Source organism: Arthrobacter sp. TB 23, assembly GCF_000294595.1.
Taxonomy (GTDB): domain Bacteria; phylum Actinomycetota; class Actinomycetes; order Actinomycetales; family Micrococcaceae; genus Arthrobacter_D.
This window is the reverse complement of record NZ_ALPM01000010.1, coordinates 9,788-26,167: the sequence shown is the minus strand read 5'-3', so window position 1 is coordinate 26,167 and position 16,380 is coordinate 9,788. Positions and strand designations below refer to the sequence as shown.

At 60.3% G+C, this 16,380-nt stretch carries 16 protein-coding genes and 1 pseudogene (1 of these 17 running past the window's edge); 10 read left to right on the top strand and 7 right to left on the bottom strand.

What is annotated here, in order from left to right; all coding sequences use genetic code 11:
- Positions 1-777 (top strand): annotated as a pseudogene (locus tag B384_RS21450) (alpha/beta-hydrolase family protein) (it extends 943 nt beyond the left edge of the window).
- A gap of 70 nt (positions 778-847) precedes the next feature.
- Here the strand turns inward: B384_RS21450 and B384_RS0101225 are convergent.
- The 4 genes from B384_RS0101225 to B384_RS0101210 form a co-directional block, all read right to left on the bottom strand.
- Positions 848-1,168, bottom strand: a complete 321-nt coding sequence (locus B384_RS0101225; protein WP_019481323.1) for a hypothetical protein — start codon at positions 1,166-1,168, stop codon at positions 848-850.
- Positions 1,169-1,461: 293 nt separating this feature from the next.
- Positions 1,462-2,004: a hypothetical protein gene (locus B384_RS0101220; protein WP_019481322.1), complete on the bottom strand. Its 543-nt coding sequence runs from the start codon at positions 2,002-2,004 to the stop codon at positions 1,462-1,464.
- A gap of 161 nt (positions 2,005-2,165) precedes the next feature.
- Positions 2,166-3,293: an AI-2E family transporter gene (locus B384_RS0101215; protein ID WP_019481321.1), complete on the bottom strand. Its 1,128-nt coding sequence runs from the start codon at positions 3,291-3,293 to the stop codon at positions 2,166-2,168.
- 80 nt (positions 3,294-3,373) lie between these two features.
- Positions 3,374-3,796: a hypothetical protein gene (locus B384_RS0101210; RefSeq protein ID WP_156808924.1), complete on the bottom strand. Its 423-nt coding sequence runs from the start codon at positions 3,794-3,796 to the stop codon at positions 3,374-3,376.
- Positions 3,797-4,101: 305 nt separating this feature from the next.
- Between B384_RS0101210 and B384_RS0101205 the strand changes: the two genes are divergently transcribed.
- The 3 genes from B384_RS0101205 (at position 4,102) to B384_RS0101195 (ending at position 6,719) form a co-directional block, all read left to right on the top strand.
- Positions 4,102-4,668, top strand: a complete 567-nt coding sequence (locus B384_RS0101205) for a hypothetical protein (protein ID WP_019481319.1) — start codon at positions 4,102-4,104, stop codon at positions 4,666-4,668.
- Positions 4,669-4,897: 229 nt separating this feature from the next.
- Positions 4,898-6,247 carry an APC family permease gene (locus B384_RS0101200; RefSeq protein WP_019481318.1) on the top strand — a complete coding sequence of 450 codons (1,350 nt, stop codon included), beginning with the start codon at positions 4,898-4,900 and terminating at the stop codon, positions 6,245-6,247.
- Between the two features lie 103 nt (positions 6,248-6,350).
- Positions 6,351-6,719 carry a DUF1622 domain-containing protein gene (locus tag B384_RS0101195; RefSeq protein ID WP_019481317.1) on the top strand — a complete coding sequence of 123 codons (369 nt, stop codon included), beginning with the start codon at positions 6,351-6,353 and terminating at the stop codon, positions 6,717-6,719.
- 334 nt (positions 6,720-7,053) lie between these two features.
- Here the strand turns inward: B384_RS0101195 and B384_RS0101190 are convergent, their stop codons facing one another.
- Positions 7,054-7,371 (bottom strand): P-II family nitrogen regulator, encoded by a 318-nt coding sequence (locus tag B384_RS0101190; RefSeq protein WP_019481316.1) that lies wholly within the window; start codon positions 7,369-7,371, stop codon positions 7,054-7,056.
- 5 nt (positions 7,372-7,376) lie between these two features.
- A complete protein-coding gene (locus tag B384_RS0101185) occupies positions 7,377-8,324 on the bottom strand; it encodes a sodium-dependent bicarbonate transport family permease (RefSeq protein ID WP_019481315.1) in 948 nt (315 codons plus the stop codon).
- A 215-nt stretch (positions 8,325-8,539) separates the two neighbouring features.
- Here B384_RS0101185 and B384_RS0101180 point away from each other — a divergent pair, with 215 nt between their 5' ends.
- On the top strand, positions 8,540-9,415 hold the full coding sequence (locus tag B384_RS0101180; RefSeq protein WP_019481314.1) for a DUF6671 family protein: 876 nt from the start codon (positions 8,540-8,542) through the stop codon (positions 9,413-9,415).
- Between the two features lie 83 nt (positions 9,416-9,498).
- Complete coding sequence (locus B384_RS0101175; RefSeq protein WP_019481313.1) at positions 9,499-10,662, top strand: calcium/sodium antiporter; 1,164 nt, start codon at positions 9,499-9,501, stop codon at positions 10,660-10,662.
- A 119-nt stretch (positions 10,663-10,781) separates the two neighbouring features.
- On the opposite strand, the gene B384_RS0101170 is transcribed toward B384_RS0101175, so the two are convergent.
- Complete coding sequence (locus B384_RS0101170; protein WP_019481312.1) at positions 10,782-11,453, bottom strand: dihydrofolate reductase family protein; 672 nt, start codon at positions 11,451-11,453, stop codon at positions 10,782-10,784.
- 224 nt (positions 11,454-11,677) lie between these two features.
- On the opposite strand from B384_RS0101170, the gene B384_RS0101165 reads away from it, so the two are divergent.
- The 4 genes from B384_RS0101165 (at position 11,678) to nrdR (ending at position 16,304) form a co-directional block, all read left to right on the top strand.
- Positions 11,678-12,781, top strand: coding sequence for a D-TA family PLP-dependent enzyme (locus B384_RS0101165; protein WP_443110813.1), 1,104 nt, complete (start codon positions 11,678-11,680; stop codon positions 12,779-12,781).
- Positions 12,782-12,940: 159 nt separating this feature from the next.
- Positions 12,941-14,245, top strand: a complete 1,305-nt coding sequence (locus B384_RS0101160) for a cation:proton antiporter (protein ID WP_026040871.1) — start codon at positions 12,941-12,943, stop codon at positions 14,243-14,245.
- A 90-nt stretch (positions 14,246-14,335) separates the two neighbouring features.
- Positions 14,336-15,694, top strand: a complete 1,359-nt coding sequence (gene hisD / locus B384_RS0101155) for a histidinol dehydrogenase (RefSeq protein ID WP_019481309.1) — start codon at positions 14,336-14,338, stop codon at positions 15,692-15,694.
- A gap of 112 nt (positions 15,695-15,806) precedes the next feature.
- Positions 15,807-16,304 carry a transcriptional regulator NrdR gene (gene nrdR, locus B384_RS0101150; protein ID WP_019481308.1) on the top strand — a complete coding sequence of 166 codons (498 nt, stop codon included), beginning with the start codon at positions 15,807-15,809 and terminating at the stop codon, positions 16,302-16,304.
- Positions 16,305-16,380: the final 76 nt, after the last annotated feature.

The window sequence follows — 16,380 nt, the reverse complement described above, 5'->3', positions numbered from 1 at the left end:
ATCGCCTCACTCGAGTACCTGTACGGCGGGAATACTGCTACCGCATCAATGCAGTATTCGTTTCAACCCAGCTGGGTTCCTTTCCTATTCGACCCGGATCTTGCCGCGAGCTCCAGCGAAGCGCTCTTTGACGCCATCCATGCCCGTTGGCAAGAAATTTCTGAGGGTGAAAGACCACATCTTGCCGTGTATGGGCTTAGCCTAGGCGCACAGGGAATGCAGGGGAGCTTCGACGGCCTTGACGATTTGCTGTCCCGTACCGATGCGGCGCTATTCACCGGACCGCCGGCAAACTCTCAACCGTGGCGGACACTCACGGATGACCGGGATGCCGGGAGTGCTATCTGGCAGCCCGTCTATCAACAGGGCAAAGAGGTGCGGTGGCAATCCAAACCGGGTGATTTTGAGCAGCTTCGGGATGAGTGGCGACAGCCTCGCGTCGGCTACCTGCAGCATGCCACCGACCCGATCACGTGGCTCGACCCGGCGGTGATCTATCAGCGTCCGGCCTGGCTAGCCGGATCAGCAGCCTCCGGGGGCCGCGGGTCTGATGTGAGCGATTCGATGCAGTGGATTCCTGGCGTCACGTTCCTGCACCTGGTCACGGACATGCTGGTGAGCGAGGCAGTTCCGCCGAGCCATGGCCACAATTTTGGTGATGTTGCTGTTGATGGGTGGGCGCAGGTGTTGCCGGGCCACGATCGGAGCCTCGGACAGCTGGCGTCGATACAGTCCGTTATTGAACAGATTGATACTCACGACCCCGTCTGGGAGTAGTAGTTGGTTGTTACAATGCTGCTTCCGATTGACGGGGTCAGGCCTTCGCCAGAGAGCCGCCGCTAGCCCGCTAAATTTGCTCAATTCGTCGGGCCACCGACAAATGAACCGCAGTGCCAGCGACACGGCCGATGGATTCAAGTGACTCAACGACATCCTCTTCGGCCTCGGTGGCAATCAAGAGATACCCCTTACGGACCGGTGACGCCGTTCGGCGAGCACCCGTGGCGCCTGCTGCCAACAGCTGCCGACTTCTTGCACCGTCGTCCAAGGTCAGATTCGGTGATGGTTTGACTCCTTCAGGTAACTCCAGTGCCTTCACCACACCAATGATGGCCCCGGTCCGGTCCAGCACTGTCATCCCAATACGGATGTTACCGAGTCGAGTCATGGTCTTTTCCTAGCTCCAGAGGGGCAGTTATTCTCTCAGGCTAGGTAGCCATGATGTTCAAAGTCAGAGAGGGCGCTGACAGAACCTTGCACACCTGCAAGGAATTACCTGTACGAAACCTGTGCGCAGCCGGTAAGACAACACTTTCGGTTGACGGGTCCTCACCTTCATTTCTCCTTCCGCCTTCTTGCGACGCGCCATCACAGGGTTTGTTCCGGTGATGTGGCGCTATCGGCACGGTTCGTGGAAGGGTCGGTGAGCTTTGTCTCGACGCGCCTGCCGTGTGTGTTTCGTTATCTGCTTTGGCGTCGGGGTCGTGTGCCGAGCGTGAGTAACGCGGTGGCTAGGCTGAGCACGAACAAGATTGTTTTGAGCACCGTCAGGGTTGACGCGACCATGACTGCCTGCGAGGTGATCTGGTCCGATCCTATGAGGGCCTCAAGGACAAGGTTTTCTGCGATGTTCACCGCTGCGAACAGAACTGGGACCAGCATGAGCAGCCAAAGGATCTTCCGCCCTCGTGCGATCCTTCGCGCGAGCATTATCAGAGTGAGAGCGAAGGCTAGGGAGAATAGTACGTCCCAGAGGTAATGGGAGGCGCCGTAACGTTCAAGGAGTTCATCGGTCATCTGGGAGTGAATAACTTCGACGTAGCCGACGCCATACCCGAACAGCTGTGTTTCGGGAACCGAAACACCTCCGAGGGCCCTCTCCAGGGATGCCAGCTGCAGCCAGTTGACGGTGGCTAGCACCACGGTGAGGATGAACCCCGCAATGATGACCCAGCCTCGCGGGGTTGCTTGATTGGTCGATTCTTTGATTTGTTTGGAAGCCATCACTTCATTATGTTGGTTTTGGCGCCGGTCCGGGGCGAAATTCCTCTGGATATGGCTGATCGTAACCTCCCGGCCGGATTGTAACGCGACTGTGATTCGCCGCCTGCAATGGGATTTCGTGCTGACCCCAGATTATTCTGCGCGTGTTTCGGAGTGTGGTGTCAGCGGAGGTTCTGGCGCGGAACCACTACTTGACGCGTAATGATGACTGCCGACGCCGCCACCGGCACTGCGACCAGGGCGCCGATAATGCCGCCCAGCGCTGCCCCGGCGATTACTGCGATGACGACAAGTGAGCCGGGGATTTTCACCATGGTGTCCATGATGCGTGGGGTGAGGATGTATGCCTCGACTTGCATGTAGATCAGGTAATAGATGCCCGCTGCCAAAGCGGTTTCGGGTGAGGCGCTCAGACACACGAGCGTGATGATGATCGACGACGCGATGGTTCCCACCATCGGAATTGCGGAGCCAACAAAGGCGATCAACGCCAGCAGCAGAGGGCTTGGGGCGCCAATCATGGACAGGAAAATCGCGGACAAAACCCCGTTCATCAGCGACAGCATGAACTGACCGAAAATGTAGCGGCCGATCGATGTTGCGATGTCCTCGGCTACCTCGATGAAACCGGGACGCTTGCTGGCCGGGATCAGCTGGTAAAGGCCCGCTTTGACTCGTCCCAGGGACAAGGCGAAGTACAGTGACAGCACCAGCACGATGATGACCCCAGTGATCCCGCCAGCGATACCCGCCCCCAGATCGAGTACTCCTCCGCCGACCGTAATCAGGTTTTGAGGGTCGCTGAGGAAGGATGAAATGACGGTGACGAGCGACTCCAGATCGATGAAGTCGACCACTAGATTCTGCACCGTTTCGAACCACTCGGATTCCCTCACCGAGTTAATGATCGACGGCGTCGACCGAATCAGCCCCACAAGATCGACGATCAGCACCGGAATGATCCAGTAGAGCACTCCCGTGACTGACCCCGCTGCGCCGATGAAGACGGCGGCGACCGCTGCTGGCCGGGGAAGTCCAATGCGCTGGAGCCAGCTGATGAGCGGGTCCATACCCAAGACGATGAAGAGGGCCAGACCCACATAGATGAGGACCGTGGAAAGGGTGGAAACCATCCCCCAGATCACCAGCCCCACGCCAACCCCGAGTGCCCCGAGCAGGCCCGCCCGGAAAGCCCTGAACCGGATCGGCGCCTCCAGCGTCGATGATCCGCCAAGTGGCAGTCTTTCGGACGTGCGCCGTCTCAATCGCTGCGAATCCTGAGTGCCCATCCCACCATCTTCCACTTCGCTACCCGGAAATGTGTACGGGTAAGGGCGTGTTCGGGGGATCAACCATCGTGTGTGGTCACCTAGGGTAGTTCTTCCACATCGTCGGCAACGACGACGAGCTCTTGTTCGTAATCGATGACGTAGGTCGCCTCGTCGTCATCAAAATCGAAGCCTTCTGACTCTAAGTCAGTGAGGATGAAGTTGCGCACCTCACCGGTGACCTGCACTTCATCTCCCTCTTCGAGATCGTCGGTCATTCCGGTTCCGAGAATGAGAGTGTCACCATCTCCGACTGTGAAGACGTTAGAGCCCACAACTTCCTGTACCTCGGTCTGCAACGTCACCGGTTCACCGAGGATGGCGGTTACGGCGGCGGGGCCTTCCTCTTCAGCTTCCTCGACGACGGTTTCATCCCCACAAGCCACAAAACCTAGTGCGGCGAATGGGATCACCGCGGCGAAAGCCACTTTGCGCATCCACCGGTTATTCTGCTGGGTAGTCATCATTCCTCCTTCAGCGGGGCCCGTGACGCGACCGGTCCTCGCATGTGATGGGACTGTACTGGCTGCGTCCCTTCGACCGTAAGCAAGCTTTGTATCGCATTTCTACCCCAGTTATCGGACCGTAACCCTTCTTATCCCCGGCCCCGCCGAAGTGTGATCTTGCAAAGAGTAAGGAGCCGGGCTGTGACGCCCTTCTATTCCGCACGCTTCGATTCCGCACGGACGTCTAGCGGACAGCGTTCCTTGACCGATGTGAGCTCTACAGACAGAGTGGAAGGAAACCTCTCAACTCGAGAACAGGAGCCATGATGGACAGCCGAAGTAGGCAAACGCTGCGCAGAGCGGCTGTGATAGCTATCCTCCCCGTCACATTGTTCGTGCTAAACGGGTGCGCAGGTCCCGACGATGACCTGCCGAGCCTCGTCAATGAGGAGACGGCGGAAACCGATGAAGTACTAGAGGAAGTGTCCGAGCCAGCTCAGCCCTACGCCGATTACACGGGGGTTTACGACACCGCGTTTTTCGACGACCTGGAGTTCTATGTTGGCGAGGAAGTTACCATTGCCGCCATCGTCGGAGAGGTGATTTCCCCCAACATGTTTACCCTTGTAAGCAACACGGTTCCACCTGAAGAGGATGTCGTCGACATCGATGCAGTCATTATCAAGCCGTTGCTGGTAATACACCAGGAGGACCTTCCTGAACTTGCCCCAGGAATGCCGGTAGGGGTGATTGGTGAGGTGCACGAAGAATTCTATCCAGCGACCGTGGAACAAGACCTACAAGTAGACCTCGACAATGATGCATTCGAGGACTGGGAAGAGCAGGCATACCTGGAAGCTGCCAGCGCCGCATCCCTTGCTACCGACTAGAATCTCTTCGACAAAGTAGTACAGCCTCGATCTGGGAGAGAACCCCCGACTCTTTATGCCACCTATCGAATTGGTGCTGACCAGATTCGTCACGGGTGTTACTCTTCGTCACTATCCTCGGCTGGGGACTCAACGGGATCCTTTGGGCCATGCCTTCCCCGCCACACGCAAGCCCAGCTGAACAGTCGTAAAGAAACTAGGTGCAGGCATGACGCGAAAGGATGACCGCATGGAAGCCGAATCATCATCGAAGAATGAGCAGAAGCTGTCGTTGACCGGTTCCGTGGCCCTGGGGACCGGGGTCATGATTGGGGCGGGTATCTTCGCGCTCGTTGGCCAGGTGGCCGAACTGGCTGGCGGCTGGGTACCGTGGGCGTTCTTCGCCGGCGCCGTGGTCGTGGGGTTCAGCTCCTACTCCTACATCCGCTACTCCGCAAAGAATCCATCTTCCGGCGGCATCGCCATGCTGCTCAAGGCCGCCTACGGCCCCGGGGTGGTTGCCGGCTCGTTCTCGTTATTCATGTACGTGTCGATGATCCTGGCCGAAAGCCTTCTTGGGCGCACCTTTGGAACCTATCTGCTGCGTCCCTTCGGACTGCAGGACTCTACGCTGTGGGTGCCGGTGCTGGCTGTGATCGCCATTGCGGGCGCAGCGATAGTGAACCTGGTAGGCAACACGCTGGTGGAACGCTCCGCTACGGTCACCGCAGCGATCAAGATTATTGGCATCGCGGTCCTAGCCGTTGCCGGGATCCTCACCGCCGGTCTCTCCTCCCTGGGGGACCTGTTCACCACCACAGACCGCACACCACCGGATGCAGGGCTCCTGGGATTTCTGGGCGCGGTCGCACTGTGCATTCTGGCGTATAAGGGATTCACCACCATCACCAACCAGGGTGGGGACCTGCGTGATCCCAAACGCAACATTGGACGGTCCATCATGATCGCCATCAGCCTGTGCACCGTGCTCTATCTGCTGATTACCGTCGCGGTCACCGGGAGCCTCACCGTCCCTCAGATCGTGGAGGCCCGCGACTACGCTCTCGCTGAAGCAGCGGAGCCGGCGTTCGGGTCATGGGGGGTGGGCCTGACCGTGGCGATCGCGGTGGTCGCTACCCTTTCGGGGCTAGTCGCCAGCCTGTTCTCAGTTTCGAAACTCTACGACATGCTCCGTGACATGGGCCAGGCCCCCGGCCTGCCCGGCAAAGAGGGACACCAGTCGCTATACATCACCGCCGGGCTAGCCATCCTCATGGCCGCCTTCTTCGACCTCTCCCAGATCGCCTCCCTCGGCGCGATCCTCTACCTGGTCATGGACATCGCCATCCACTGGGGCATCATCCGGCACCTGAAGGACGACGTCGAAGCCAAAACCTGGATCCCCTGGGTAGCGATCGTCCTCGACGTCGCCGTCCTGATACCCTTCATCCTTCTCAAAGCGCAATCAGACCCATTTACCCTGATAATCACCGCCGTCGTCGCCCTGATCATCGTTGTGACCCAATGGCTCGTGGTACGCCGACGTAACGACGACGCCGCGCCCACGGAAGGAACGTCCACCCGGCACGAGTCCGACTGACACGCGTCACCGGCGGTCGTTGCAACTAACTTCAGAACGGCTCAGAGTGTCCTCACGATGAACCGCAGCTCGGTTCTCCGACATAAAAGGCAGGTGCAGCAGAGTGGAATTCAAGGAAGTGATGGAAGGGATTGGTAAAGCGGTCGACGCGGCCGGTGTCGCCGCGATAGTGATCGGTATCATTGCTGCGAGCCTGATTGCCGCTGGGGCCCTGCTGCGACGGCGAAAAAACGAAGGCCACAAGACCTACGAGACTTACCGCCGAAGACTGGGAAGATCCATTCTTCTCGGCCTGGAGCTGCTGGTAGCAGCGGACATCATTCGGACCGTTGCAGTAACCCCCACTTTCGAATCAGTCGGCGTGCTGGGTCTGATCGTCCTGATCCGAACATTCCTCAGCTTCTCGCTTGAACTCGAGATTACCGGCAGGTGGCCTTGGCAAAAGTCACCAGCAAAGGAACCAACTGCATAAATGAAGCCCGGGTTTCATGCCGCTATTTTCTGTAAAAAAAGATCGCGACGATGCCCACGCAGTGTCCTCCCGACCTCCGTCAGCGTGCAGGGCGCAGGACAGTGGATCGGTTGTCCGAATATTCCTCATCGCCAACAAGCAGGCGGCTTGATTCACGGGACGGTTCGGTTAGCTGTGCCCTTGTGGGGCGTTCTCGGGCTTGGCTGGGCTAGGTCAAGCTCCTGGTTGGTGCCGCGATCATGGTGGGGCAGAAGACTATGCCTGTGTCATAGCTGGCGGATCACGGCGTTTCGGCCCGGCTGTCGCGCTGCTTGCCTTTAACGGCCGGAGTTTCTCACGTGGCGGTGCTGGGCGGTCTGTTCAAACGCAGGACTTCGATGTCGCTCGTGAACAAGATCATTGCGTAGTTGTCGGAATAGTTTTTTTCGAGAAACCCGGCGATCGCCCCGGCCGTCGCTTCATCGCATGCCACCTCGATGCGGATGTTGCTGCTCGGTTCCCAGCCGGCGTTACGCACGCCGTGGTGGCCTTTCCCTCGCGCATCGGTGATGGTGTAGCCACGAGCATTCAGTCGGTCGAGCTCGCGCGCGAGTGTGGTTTCAAGCACCGATTCGGTGATGATTGTTAGCAGCTTAGTTGTTCGGTTTTGCATCAGTCTCATCCTCCAGCGAGAGCAGTATGTGCCCACACGGCCATCGTGTAGTAGATCGGAATTCCGATCAGTACGTTGAACGGGAACGTTATCCCCAGCGAGGCGGCCAGCGAAAGGGTTGGGTTGGCTTCGGGAACTGAAATGCGCATGGCTGCTGGCGCCGCGATGTACGACGCACTTGCCGCTAGCGTGGCAAGAACCATGGTTCCACCGATGGAGAGGCCCAAAGCCCAGCCGAGCCCGGTCCCGACCAGGCCGGAAAAGAGTGGCATGACTATTCCAAAGGCGATGAGAAAAATTCCGTGCTTGCGTAGGCTGCCGATCTGCGTCGCCGTGATGAGCCCCATCTCAAGCAGGAAAAGGGCCAAGAATCCCTTGAAAAGGTCAAAAAAGAACGGCTCAATCGAAGAGAGCCCATCCGGGCCCGCCAGCCATCCGATGAGAAGCCCACCCAGGAGCAACACCACGCTTTTCCCAAGGAAAACCTCATGGCCAATTGATTTCCACCTGGTTTCGCGGGAGAGGCCTCGAGCCAGAATGATTCCCATAATGATGGCTGGCACTTCCATCAACACCAGGAGCAACGGCATGTGCTCTTCGAATGCAATCTCGCGGCTACCCAGGTAAGCGACGGCCACCGCATAAGTGCCCACACTCACTGAGCCATAGTGGGCTGCGATGGAAGCGGAATCTGCTCGGTTGAAGCGACCCAGATAGCGGAGTGTGGGGAAGGCAACCAGCGAGAGAAGGAACCCAAGCGCAACAACGGCGAGCATCTGCGGCAGCAGAGTGACGAAGGGCTGTCTGGCGAGCTCTATACCGCCTTTGAGGCCGATGGATAGCAGCAACACAATGCTGATGAAATCGTAAACTGCTGCCGGTAGGCGCAACTCCGAACGCAGGAGTCCCGCCACTGCGCCGAGCAGGAAGAAAAGGATGATGGGATCGATCACGTGGGCCTTTCTTACTGCTGCACAAACGTCGGCATTGGTGAAAATTCGCTGTCTGTGAGCTGGCGTGTGGGATGAACACCGAAGACACCATGACGGCTCCTCATCGTCTCCGGAATTCTATTCCTGAACTATACTTCATGTATTAAGTGACGGAAGACCCAGCCAAGAAGGGCACCTATCCTTCCTGTCTGAGGTCCTCCACGGAGAGGTTGCAAATGCCCGCTATCCATGTCGGCACACCAATGCCGCTCCCCATGTATCCGGGTGAACGGATAGCTCTACTTACCCAGCATGGCAAGGAGCGGGTCATCGGCCCGGTGCTAGACGATGCGCTTGGTTGCCGGGTTGAACATGTTGCAGGCTACGATACTGATCTGCTCGGTACTTTCACCCGTGACATTCCGCGCGCCGGCACACAGCTGGAGGCTGCACGCAGGAAGGCGCAGATGGGCATGAAATTGTCGGGACTGCCAATTGGTATCGCCAGCGAGGGCTCATTTGCAACAGATCCCTACCTCGGAATGTTTCCCTGGAATATTGAACTCATCCTATGGATCGACATAGGCCGTGAGCTGGAGATTGTCGCCATGGCCCAAGGTAAGACGAATTTCTCTCATCTGCTGACCGCGGACTGGGCGGAGGCCCGCGGGTTTGCCTGTAGATCCAAGTTTCCTGACCATCACTTAGTTGTTCGACCGGACGGCGAGCAGGACCCCGCCTTCCGTAAGGGACTATCCAACTGGACCGAGCTGGAGCTGGCCTTTTCGGCCGCTCAGGCCCAATCGGGGGAAGGGCAGGTCTTTCTGGAGACAGATATGCGTGCTTGCGCCAATCCCACTCGTATGGAAACTATCCGCCTCGCTGCGGAAGATCTTTCGCAGCGGATTCGCTCCAGATGCCCGGAGTGCGCCAGCCCAGGATTCTGGAAAGTGGAGCGAGTTTCAGGGCTGAGGTGCTCCAGCTGCGGTGAACCCTCAAGCGAAACCCGCGCCGTCATCTATGGGTGCATCAACTGTGAGTACCGCTGCACTCGCGAGCTGACTGACCCACCCCGAGCCGACCCGCGCTTCTGCGAGTACTGCAACCCTTGACCTGAATCAACCTCGAAACAATGTCCTGGCCCTTTTGAACCCTTCCGGCAGCTAGCCGTAGGTAGCCCCGTACACTTTTACCCATGGATGCTCTTGACGTCGGACGGATCGTGGTCGGCCTGGTGTTGCTCGTTCTGGGGGGAGAATTTCTGGTTCGGGGAGCTTCATCGCTGGCCCGACGTGCGGGAATTTCTGCGCTGGTGGTCGGGCTCACTGTCGTATCGGCGGCAACCTCAGCACCGGAGTTGGCGGTGACCATCGGTGCCGTGATCCGCGATGAACCGGGCCTCGCAGTGGGGAACGTGGTCGGCAGTAACATCGTCAACGTCCTGCTCATTCTGGGAATATCCGCCTTAATTCTGCCCATTGCCGTGAAGCAGCGGTTGGTGCGTTTCGATCTGCCCCTAATGGTTGGCCTATCTGCCGGTCTGCTGCTTTTATCACTGGACGGGAGTATCAGCGCCCTGGATGGGCTGCTCCTGTTCAGTGTCGTTGTGGTGCACACTGTGATGACCATTCTCGTCAGTCGACGGGAGGTCAAAAGCCTTCACACCACACCGAACTTGCATAACACCCCAACCACCGCCGACTCGACCAAAGAACAAGCGGAGGAAAAGGAAACGGTGGTGCGCGCCGACTCCTTCGTAAGATCGCTCCTGCTCGTACTGCTGGGGGTAGCCCTACTGGTCGCTGGTGCTTCGTTGCTTGTTGACGGTGCAGTGAGCATCGCCTCCTCGTTGGGCGTGAGCAGTCTCGTGGTCGGGTTGACCGTAGTGGCAGTCGGAACGTCACTGCCAGAACTGGCAACATCGATCATCGCGGTACGGCGAGGTGAACGGGACCTGGCCGTCGGTAACGTGGTGGGCAGCAACATATTCAACATCGGGGTGGTCCTCGGTCTTCCGGCACTGATCTCTCTTGAAGGCATTACCGTGGCCACTGCCGCGGTCGCGTTCGATATGCCGGTAATGCTGGCGGCTTCAGTAGCCTTGCTGCCCATCGCATTCACCGGATTTGCCGTAGCACGCTGGGAAGGCATTCTGTTCGTGGGGCTATACCTCGCCTACACCGGTTACGTTGTGCTGGCCGCTACAGCACACGACGCGCTCGGCGGATTCACCGCTGCCATGGCCTGGTTCGTACTTCCGTTGATCGCGGTAACCCTCATCTCCTTTACCTCGTTCGAAGTTGGGCTCCACAAGGGGCGAAAGCTAAACCAAGCCGGAAACCCCAACTCCGTGCCCTGATTACCGCGCGGATCCTTTGCCCACCCGAGGACAGGGAAACACTGCGAAGTATGGCTCTGACCGGGAACTATGTGGGCCCGCCGCAGGGTCATTGGCGCGCTAACAGGTGATGACCATGGTCACCGCTCACTTGAGGGTCCCGGACGTCGGTCGAAGGTCAGATGGATGACACCGCTGGGGGAGGGCGCCGCCTCAATGTGGAAGCGTTCCTCGAGCCCTTCGAGGGAGTCCCACAGCCGTTCCCCCCGGCCAAGGAAGATCGGGACAAGAACCAGATGCATTTGGTCGACCAGATCGGCTTCAAGAAACTGCCGGACGGTGGCGGCGCCACCGCCGATTCGCACATCGAGATCGCCGGCGAGGGTGTGAGCCTGTTCGAGCGCTTCGGCAGGCTCGGCGTCCACAAAGTGGAATGTGGTGCCGCCGTCCATGGCCAGTGTCGGACGTAAGTGGTGAGTCAGGACGACTACAGGGGTGTGGAAGGGCGGATTGTCTCCCCACCAACCCTTCCACTGTTCGTCGGCCCACGGGCCGCGCTGAGGCCCGAACTTGTTCCGGCCCATGATTTCGACTCCGATGCCGGAGGCCCATTGGCTGGCGAAGACTTCGTCGACACCGTTGGAGCCCCGTTCCTCGCCATGGAAACCCAAGTGCTGGAAAGTGCGTGTCGGGAGGGCCCATTCAAGCAAGCGCGTCCCGGCATGCCCGAAAGGCGCGTCCAGTTGTTGCCCCTCGCCCGTGCCGAATCCATCGATCGAGACAGAAAAATTGTGAACACGAACAAGCGACATTGGGCTTCTACCTTCCTGCCAGGGGTCGACGGCGACACTCAGGACAGCCAACGCGGCCGTTCTGACGAGGCTGCGCCGACCGTAGCGCAATCCGCGATAAACCCGCAAGGAGTCCGGCCGCGATCGTGACAGTGGTGGTGTCGAGGACAACCATCAGCCGGGTCCTGACGAGAATGCCCCGAGCCCACCCACGCATGTGGGGGAGGGCAGGGGACTATGGAGGAATGATTAATCCTGTGCCGGAAGGTATTGAGACCCCAGAGGTCATGATTGACCTGGACACCCTCCAGCGCAACATCGATCGGATGGCCACGGTGGTGCAAGGCAAGGGAATGGGTCTTCGACCGCATGTGAAGACCCACAAGATCCCGCAGATCGCCGCACTACAGCTGGCCGCGGGTGCGGTGGGTCTGACGGTAGCGACCATCGGGGAAGCTGAAATCTTTGTGGACCATGGTGCGACGGACCTCTTCATCGCCTATCCGCTCTGGGTCACTCCCCATCATGCCCGCCGACTGATTCAACTCAGCGCCACCGCACGGGTCGCCGTCGGGACGGATTCAGTCGAAGCCACTCGCGCGATGGGCAAGGCGCTTTCGGGTGCCGCGGACAGGATCGAAATCCTGGTGGAGATAGACAGCGGTCACCATCGCAGCGGGGTGAGCCCATCGGCAGCGGTTGAGGTCGCTCGTTCGGCGGCCGAGGCCGGGCTAAGGGTGTCGGGGGTCTTCACCTTCCCGGGGCATAGCTATGCGCCGGGTATGCCAGTAAGCGCAGCCGATCAGGAACAAGAAGCGCTCGCGGAAGCAGCCCGGCTGGTCGGGGCCGCGGGGTTCGAGGTCTCCCGGATTAGCGGCGGGTCGACCCCGACGGCTACCCTCACACGCACATCAGCGGCAACCGAGGTCCGGCCCGGAGTGTATGTCTTCGGAGACGCTCAACAGCTGGAGCTGGGGCGGTGCACCCTGGACGATATTGCTTTGACAATCGCGTCAACTGTTGTCAGCCGCCATGAAGGTGACGCTCACGCGCCACGCAGAGTCATCCTGGATGCTGGCAGCAAGGTGATCGGCAGTGACCGCCCAGCCTGGGCCACCGGGTTCGGGCGGCTCGCGGACCATCCCGAAGCCCGTATTAGCGCACTGTCCGAGCACCATGCCACGGTCAGCTGGCCCGACGGTACACAACTGCCAGCCCTGGGCGAGCGGTTGCGGGTGATTCCCAACCATGTGTGCCTAACCATGAACCTCGTGGACGAGGTGACAGTACTGAGCAGCGGCGTCGTCGTCGACCGCTGGCGGGTTGCCGCCCGCGGCAAAAACAACTAGCCCCTCTCGCACCCTGGGGGCCGGCACCCCCAGGGTGCGGCCCAGCATCGCGGGAAAGGCAGAAGCTAGGCGCTCGTCACGTGCAGTGCCAATTCGGCGTAACCTACTCTTGCGTGGTTCACACAGGGTGCACTAGTCCGCATAACGAAAGAGGTACCGGTGTTTGAAACACCGAGTGTGATATTCGCTGCCGCCGGGATTGCTGTCTTCGCAGCCGCGTTGCTGCCACGTTTGCTGCTGCGGGCCCCGGTCTCGATGCCAATGATGTTCCTTGCCGCCGGCTTCGTGGTGTTCTATTTCGCCGAAGGGCTGCCGGACCCGGACCCGATTGCGTACAGCGATGTGACAATTCACCTGAGTGAGATTTGCGTGATCGTGTCCCTCATGGGCGCGGGGCTAGCCCTGGACCGAAAGGTGGGACTAAAGCGTTGGGCCACCACCTGGCGGTTGCTCGGGATCGCGATGCCGCTGTGTTTGATCGTTTTCACGCTGCTCGGAATGTGGGTGCTCGGCCTCGGGCTGGCTGGAGCGATCCTCGTCGCGGCGGCCCTGGCGCCCACGGATCCGGTGCTGGCATCGGAAGTGCAGGTCGGAGCGCCCTCCGAAACGGAGGAAGAACTCGAAGGCGAGGATGAGGTGCGATTCGGGCTTACCTCCGAGGCCGGGCTCAACGACGGCCTTGCCTTCCCGTTCGTTTATCTCGCCATCGCCATCAGCCTGGTGGGTAGTTCGCCTTCGGCGTGGTTCCCCGAGTTTGTCGCCCTGGATGTGGTCTGGCGGATAGCCATTGGATGCCTACTGGGCTTCGGAATGGGCAAGCTGCTGAGCAGGATCTTCTTCCAGTCCCGAATCGAGAGCGCCCGGCTGGCCAGTCACTCCGAGGGCTTTGTTGCTCTCGCAGCCACCTTCCTCACCTACGGGGTCACCGAAATGGTCGAAGGATACGGGTTCATTGCCGTCTTCGTCTGCGCCGTGACTATCCGCTCAGGCGAGCAGACGCACGGGTTCCACGGAGTGCTGCACAGCTACATCGAGCAGCTCGAACGGCTACTCACAGTGGTGGTGCTCGTCCTACTGGGCGGCGCCGTGGCAAGGGGACTGCTGGCAGGAGTCACCCTCAGCGAAATCCTTGTTGCGCTCGCCTTCCTCCTGCTGGTGCGGCCCATCGCGGCGTGGATCAGCCTCGCACGAGGCAGCACCGGGCCCTGGGAACGCGCCGTCATTTCCTTCTTCGGCGTCCGCGGTATCGGTTCCATCTACTACCTCAGCTACGCCCTCTCCAAGGGCGAGTTCGCGAGTGAGGATGAGACCCTATGGCGCATTGTCGGCTTGGTCATCGTCATGTCGATCCTCCTTCACGGCGTCACCGCCGCACCCATGATCAATGCCCTGGACAAGGCGCGGGAACGCAAGGCGCTTCGGGAATCCGGCACGGAGGGCACCGCCCCGAGGACCGCCATCTGAGGACGGACCACCGGGTGCGACCTTCATGAAATGTTGGTCGACGCCCGGGCATCAGCGGGGTTGTCCTGAGCTGCCCGCTAGACTTGGAGCGTGAATATTTCGCTCGCCCAACAGCCCTCGGCCGACTCTTTCGCTGACTTCCGGACCATCGATCTGCGAGGCAGTGCCCTTACCGGCGCGGCTCTCAGCGCAGTGATGCCACGACCGGAAATGGGAGGCTCCGGCGTTGAGGCCCCGGTCGCAGCGATCCTCGCCGATGTGCAGGAACGCGGCCTGGTCGCGCTGACCGAGCTCGCGCTGAGGTTCGACGGGGTCGAGCAGACCTCTCCGCGGGTTCCGCGGGAGGCCCTGACCAAGGCCCTGGCCGAACTCGCTCCGGATGTACGGCTGGCCCTGGCCGAGTCGATCGATCGTGCCCGCCGCTTCGCCGCCGCGCAGGTTCCCGACGACGTCGAGGTGGAAATCTCCCCGGGCGCCGTCGTGACGCACAAGTGGATAGCGGTCCGCCGCGTGGGCCTCTATGTTCCGGGCGGATTGGCTGTCTACCCGTCCTCTGTAGTGATGAATGTGGTGCCGGCACAGGCGGCCGGAGTCGAATCGATTGCTCTCNCCCCGCCACAGAAGGAATTCGGAGGGCTCCCGCACCCGGTCATTCTCGCGGCGGCCGAGATGTTGGGCATTACCGAGGTGTACGCCATCGGCGGCGCGCAGGCCATCGCAGCATTTGCCTATGGGGTGGACGGCGGCGAGGGCGACGACGCTATCGACCGGGTGGACGTGGTGACGGGTCCAGGCAACATTTATGTCGCGACCGCCAAGCGGCTGCTCAAGGGGACCGTCGGGATTGATTCCGAGGCTGGCACCACTGAGATCGCCATACTGGCTGACAACACCGCGGATCCGCGGCTGATTGCTGCAGACCTGATCAGCCAGGCCGAACACGACCCCAACGCTGCGTCGGTTCTGATCACCGACTCCGAAGACCTTGCCGCTCGTGTCCGGGGCCACCTGTCGGCGCAGATTGCGACCACAAAACACGCCGACCGGGTGCGCGAGGCTCTCGCAGGTCAGCAGTCGGGCACCATCCTGGTGGACGACGTCGAGCACGGCATCGCTGTCTGCGACGCGTATGCGGCAGAGCACCTGGAGATTCAGACAGCCGACGCCGCACTGGTGGCCAGCCGGATTCGTAACGCCGGTGCCGTGTTTGTGGGGGACTACAGCCCGGTGAGCCTGGGCGACTACTGCGCCGGGTCGAACCACGTCCTGCCCACCGGCGGGACCGCATCCTTCGCTTCAGGCCTGAACGTCACTACCTTCCTGAAGGCGGTGCAGCTGATCAACTACAACCGGTCGGCTCTCGAGGAAGTGAGCCAGCACATCACCAGTCTGGCCACCGCGGAGGACCTACCAGCCCACGGTGATGCCGTCACCGCCCGGTTCCGCTGAGACCACTACATGTAGTAATGACACTGTTGTAGTTTTCCCATATCTAGTTCTAGAATGGTGGTGTTCCACACGGTAGCCCGACTGCCTGTCCCCACTGATCGAAAGGCGCGGCATGTTTTGTCCCTTCTGCCGTAACGCCGATTCACGGGTGGTCGACAGTCGCCTGGCCGACGATGGTTCGGCAATCCGCCGGCGTCGTCAATGTCCGGAGTGCGGACGGCGATTCACCACCGTTGAGACGACAAGCCTCAGCGTGATCAAACGCTCGGGCGTCGGGGAGCCCTTCAGCCGCAGCAAGGTGATCAACGGTGCACGGAAAGCCTGTCAGGGACGTCCGGTGACCGAAGACGACCTCGCGCTGCTCGCGCAGGAAGTCGAAGAATCGATCCGGGCCAGTGGGGCCGCGGAAATCGATGCCCACGAGGTGGGTCTGGCAATCTTGGGTCCGCTGCAGAAGCTGGATCAGGTCGCCTACCTCCGGTTCGCCAGCGTGTACCGGGGATTCGATTCCCTCGAGGACTTCGAGACGGCTATCGCGAAACTGCGCCGCGAAGCGGGCGAAGCGCCAACTGCGCCGACGGGCACCCAAAGGCCGTTGACCGCGCAGTAACACAAGCTCCGGTGGTGGCTGCGGAGGGGAAGCCGACGCCACCACCGGCACCAACCACTCACAGACCATCGCGGCG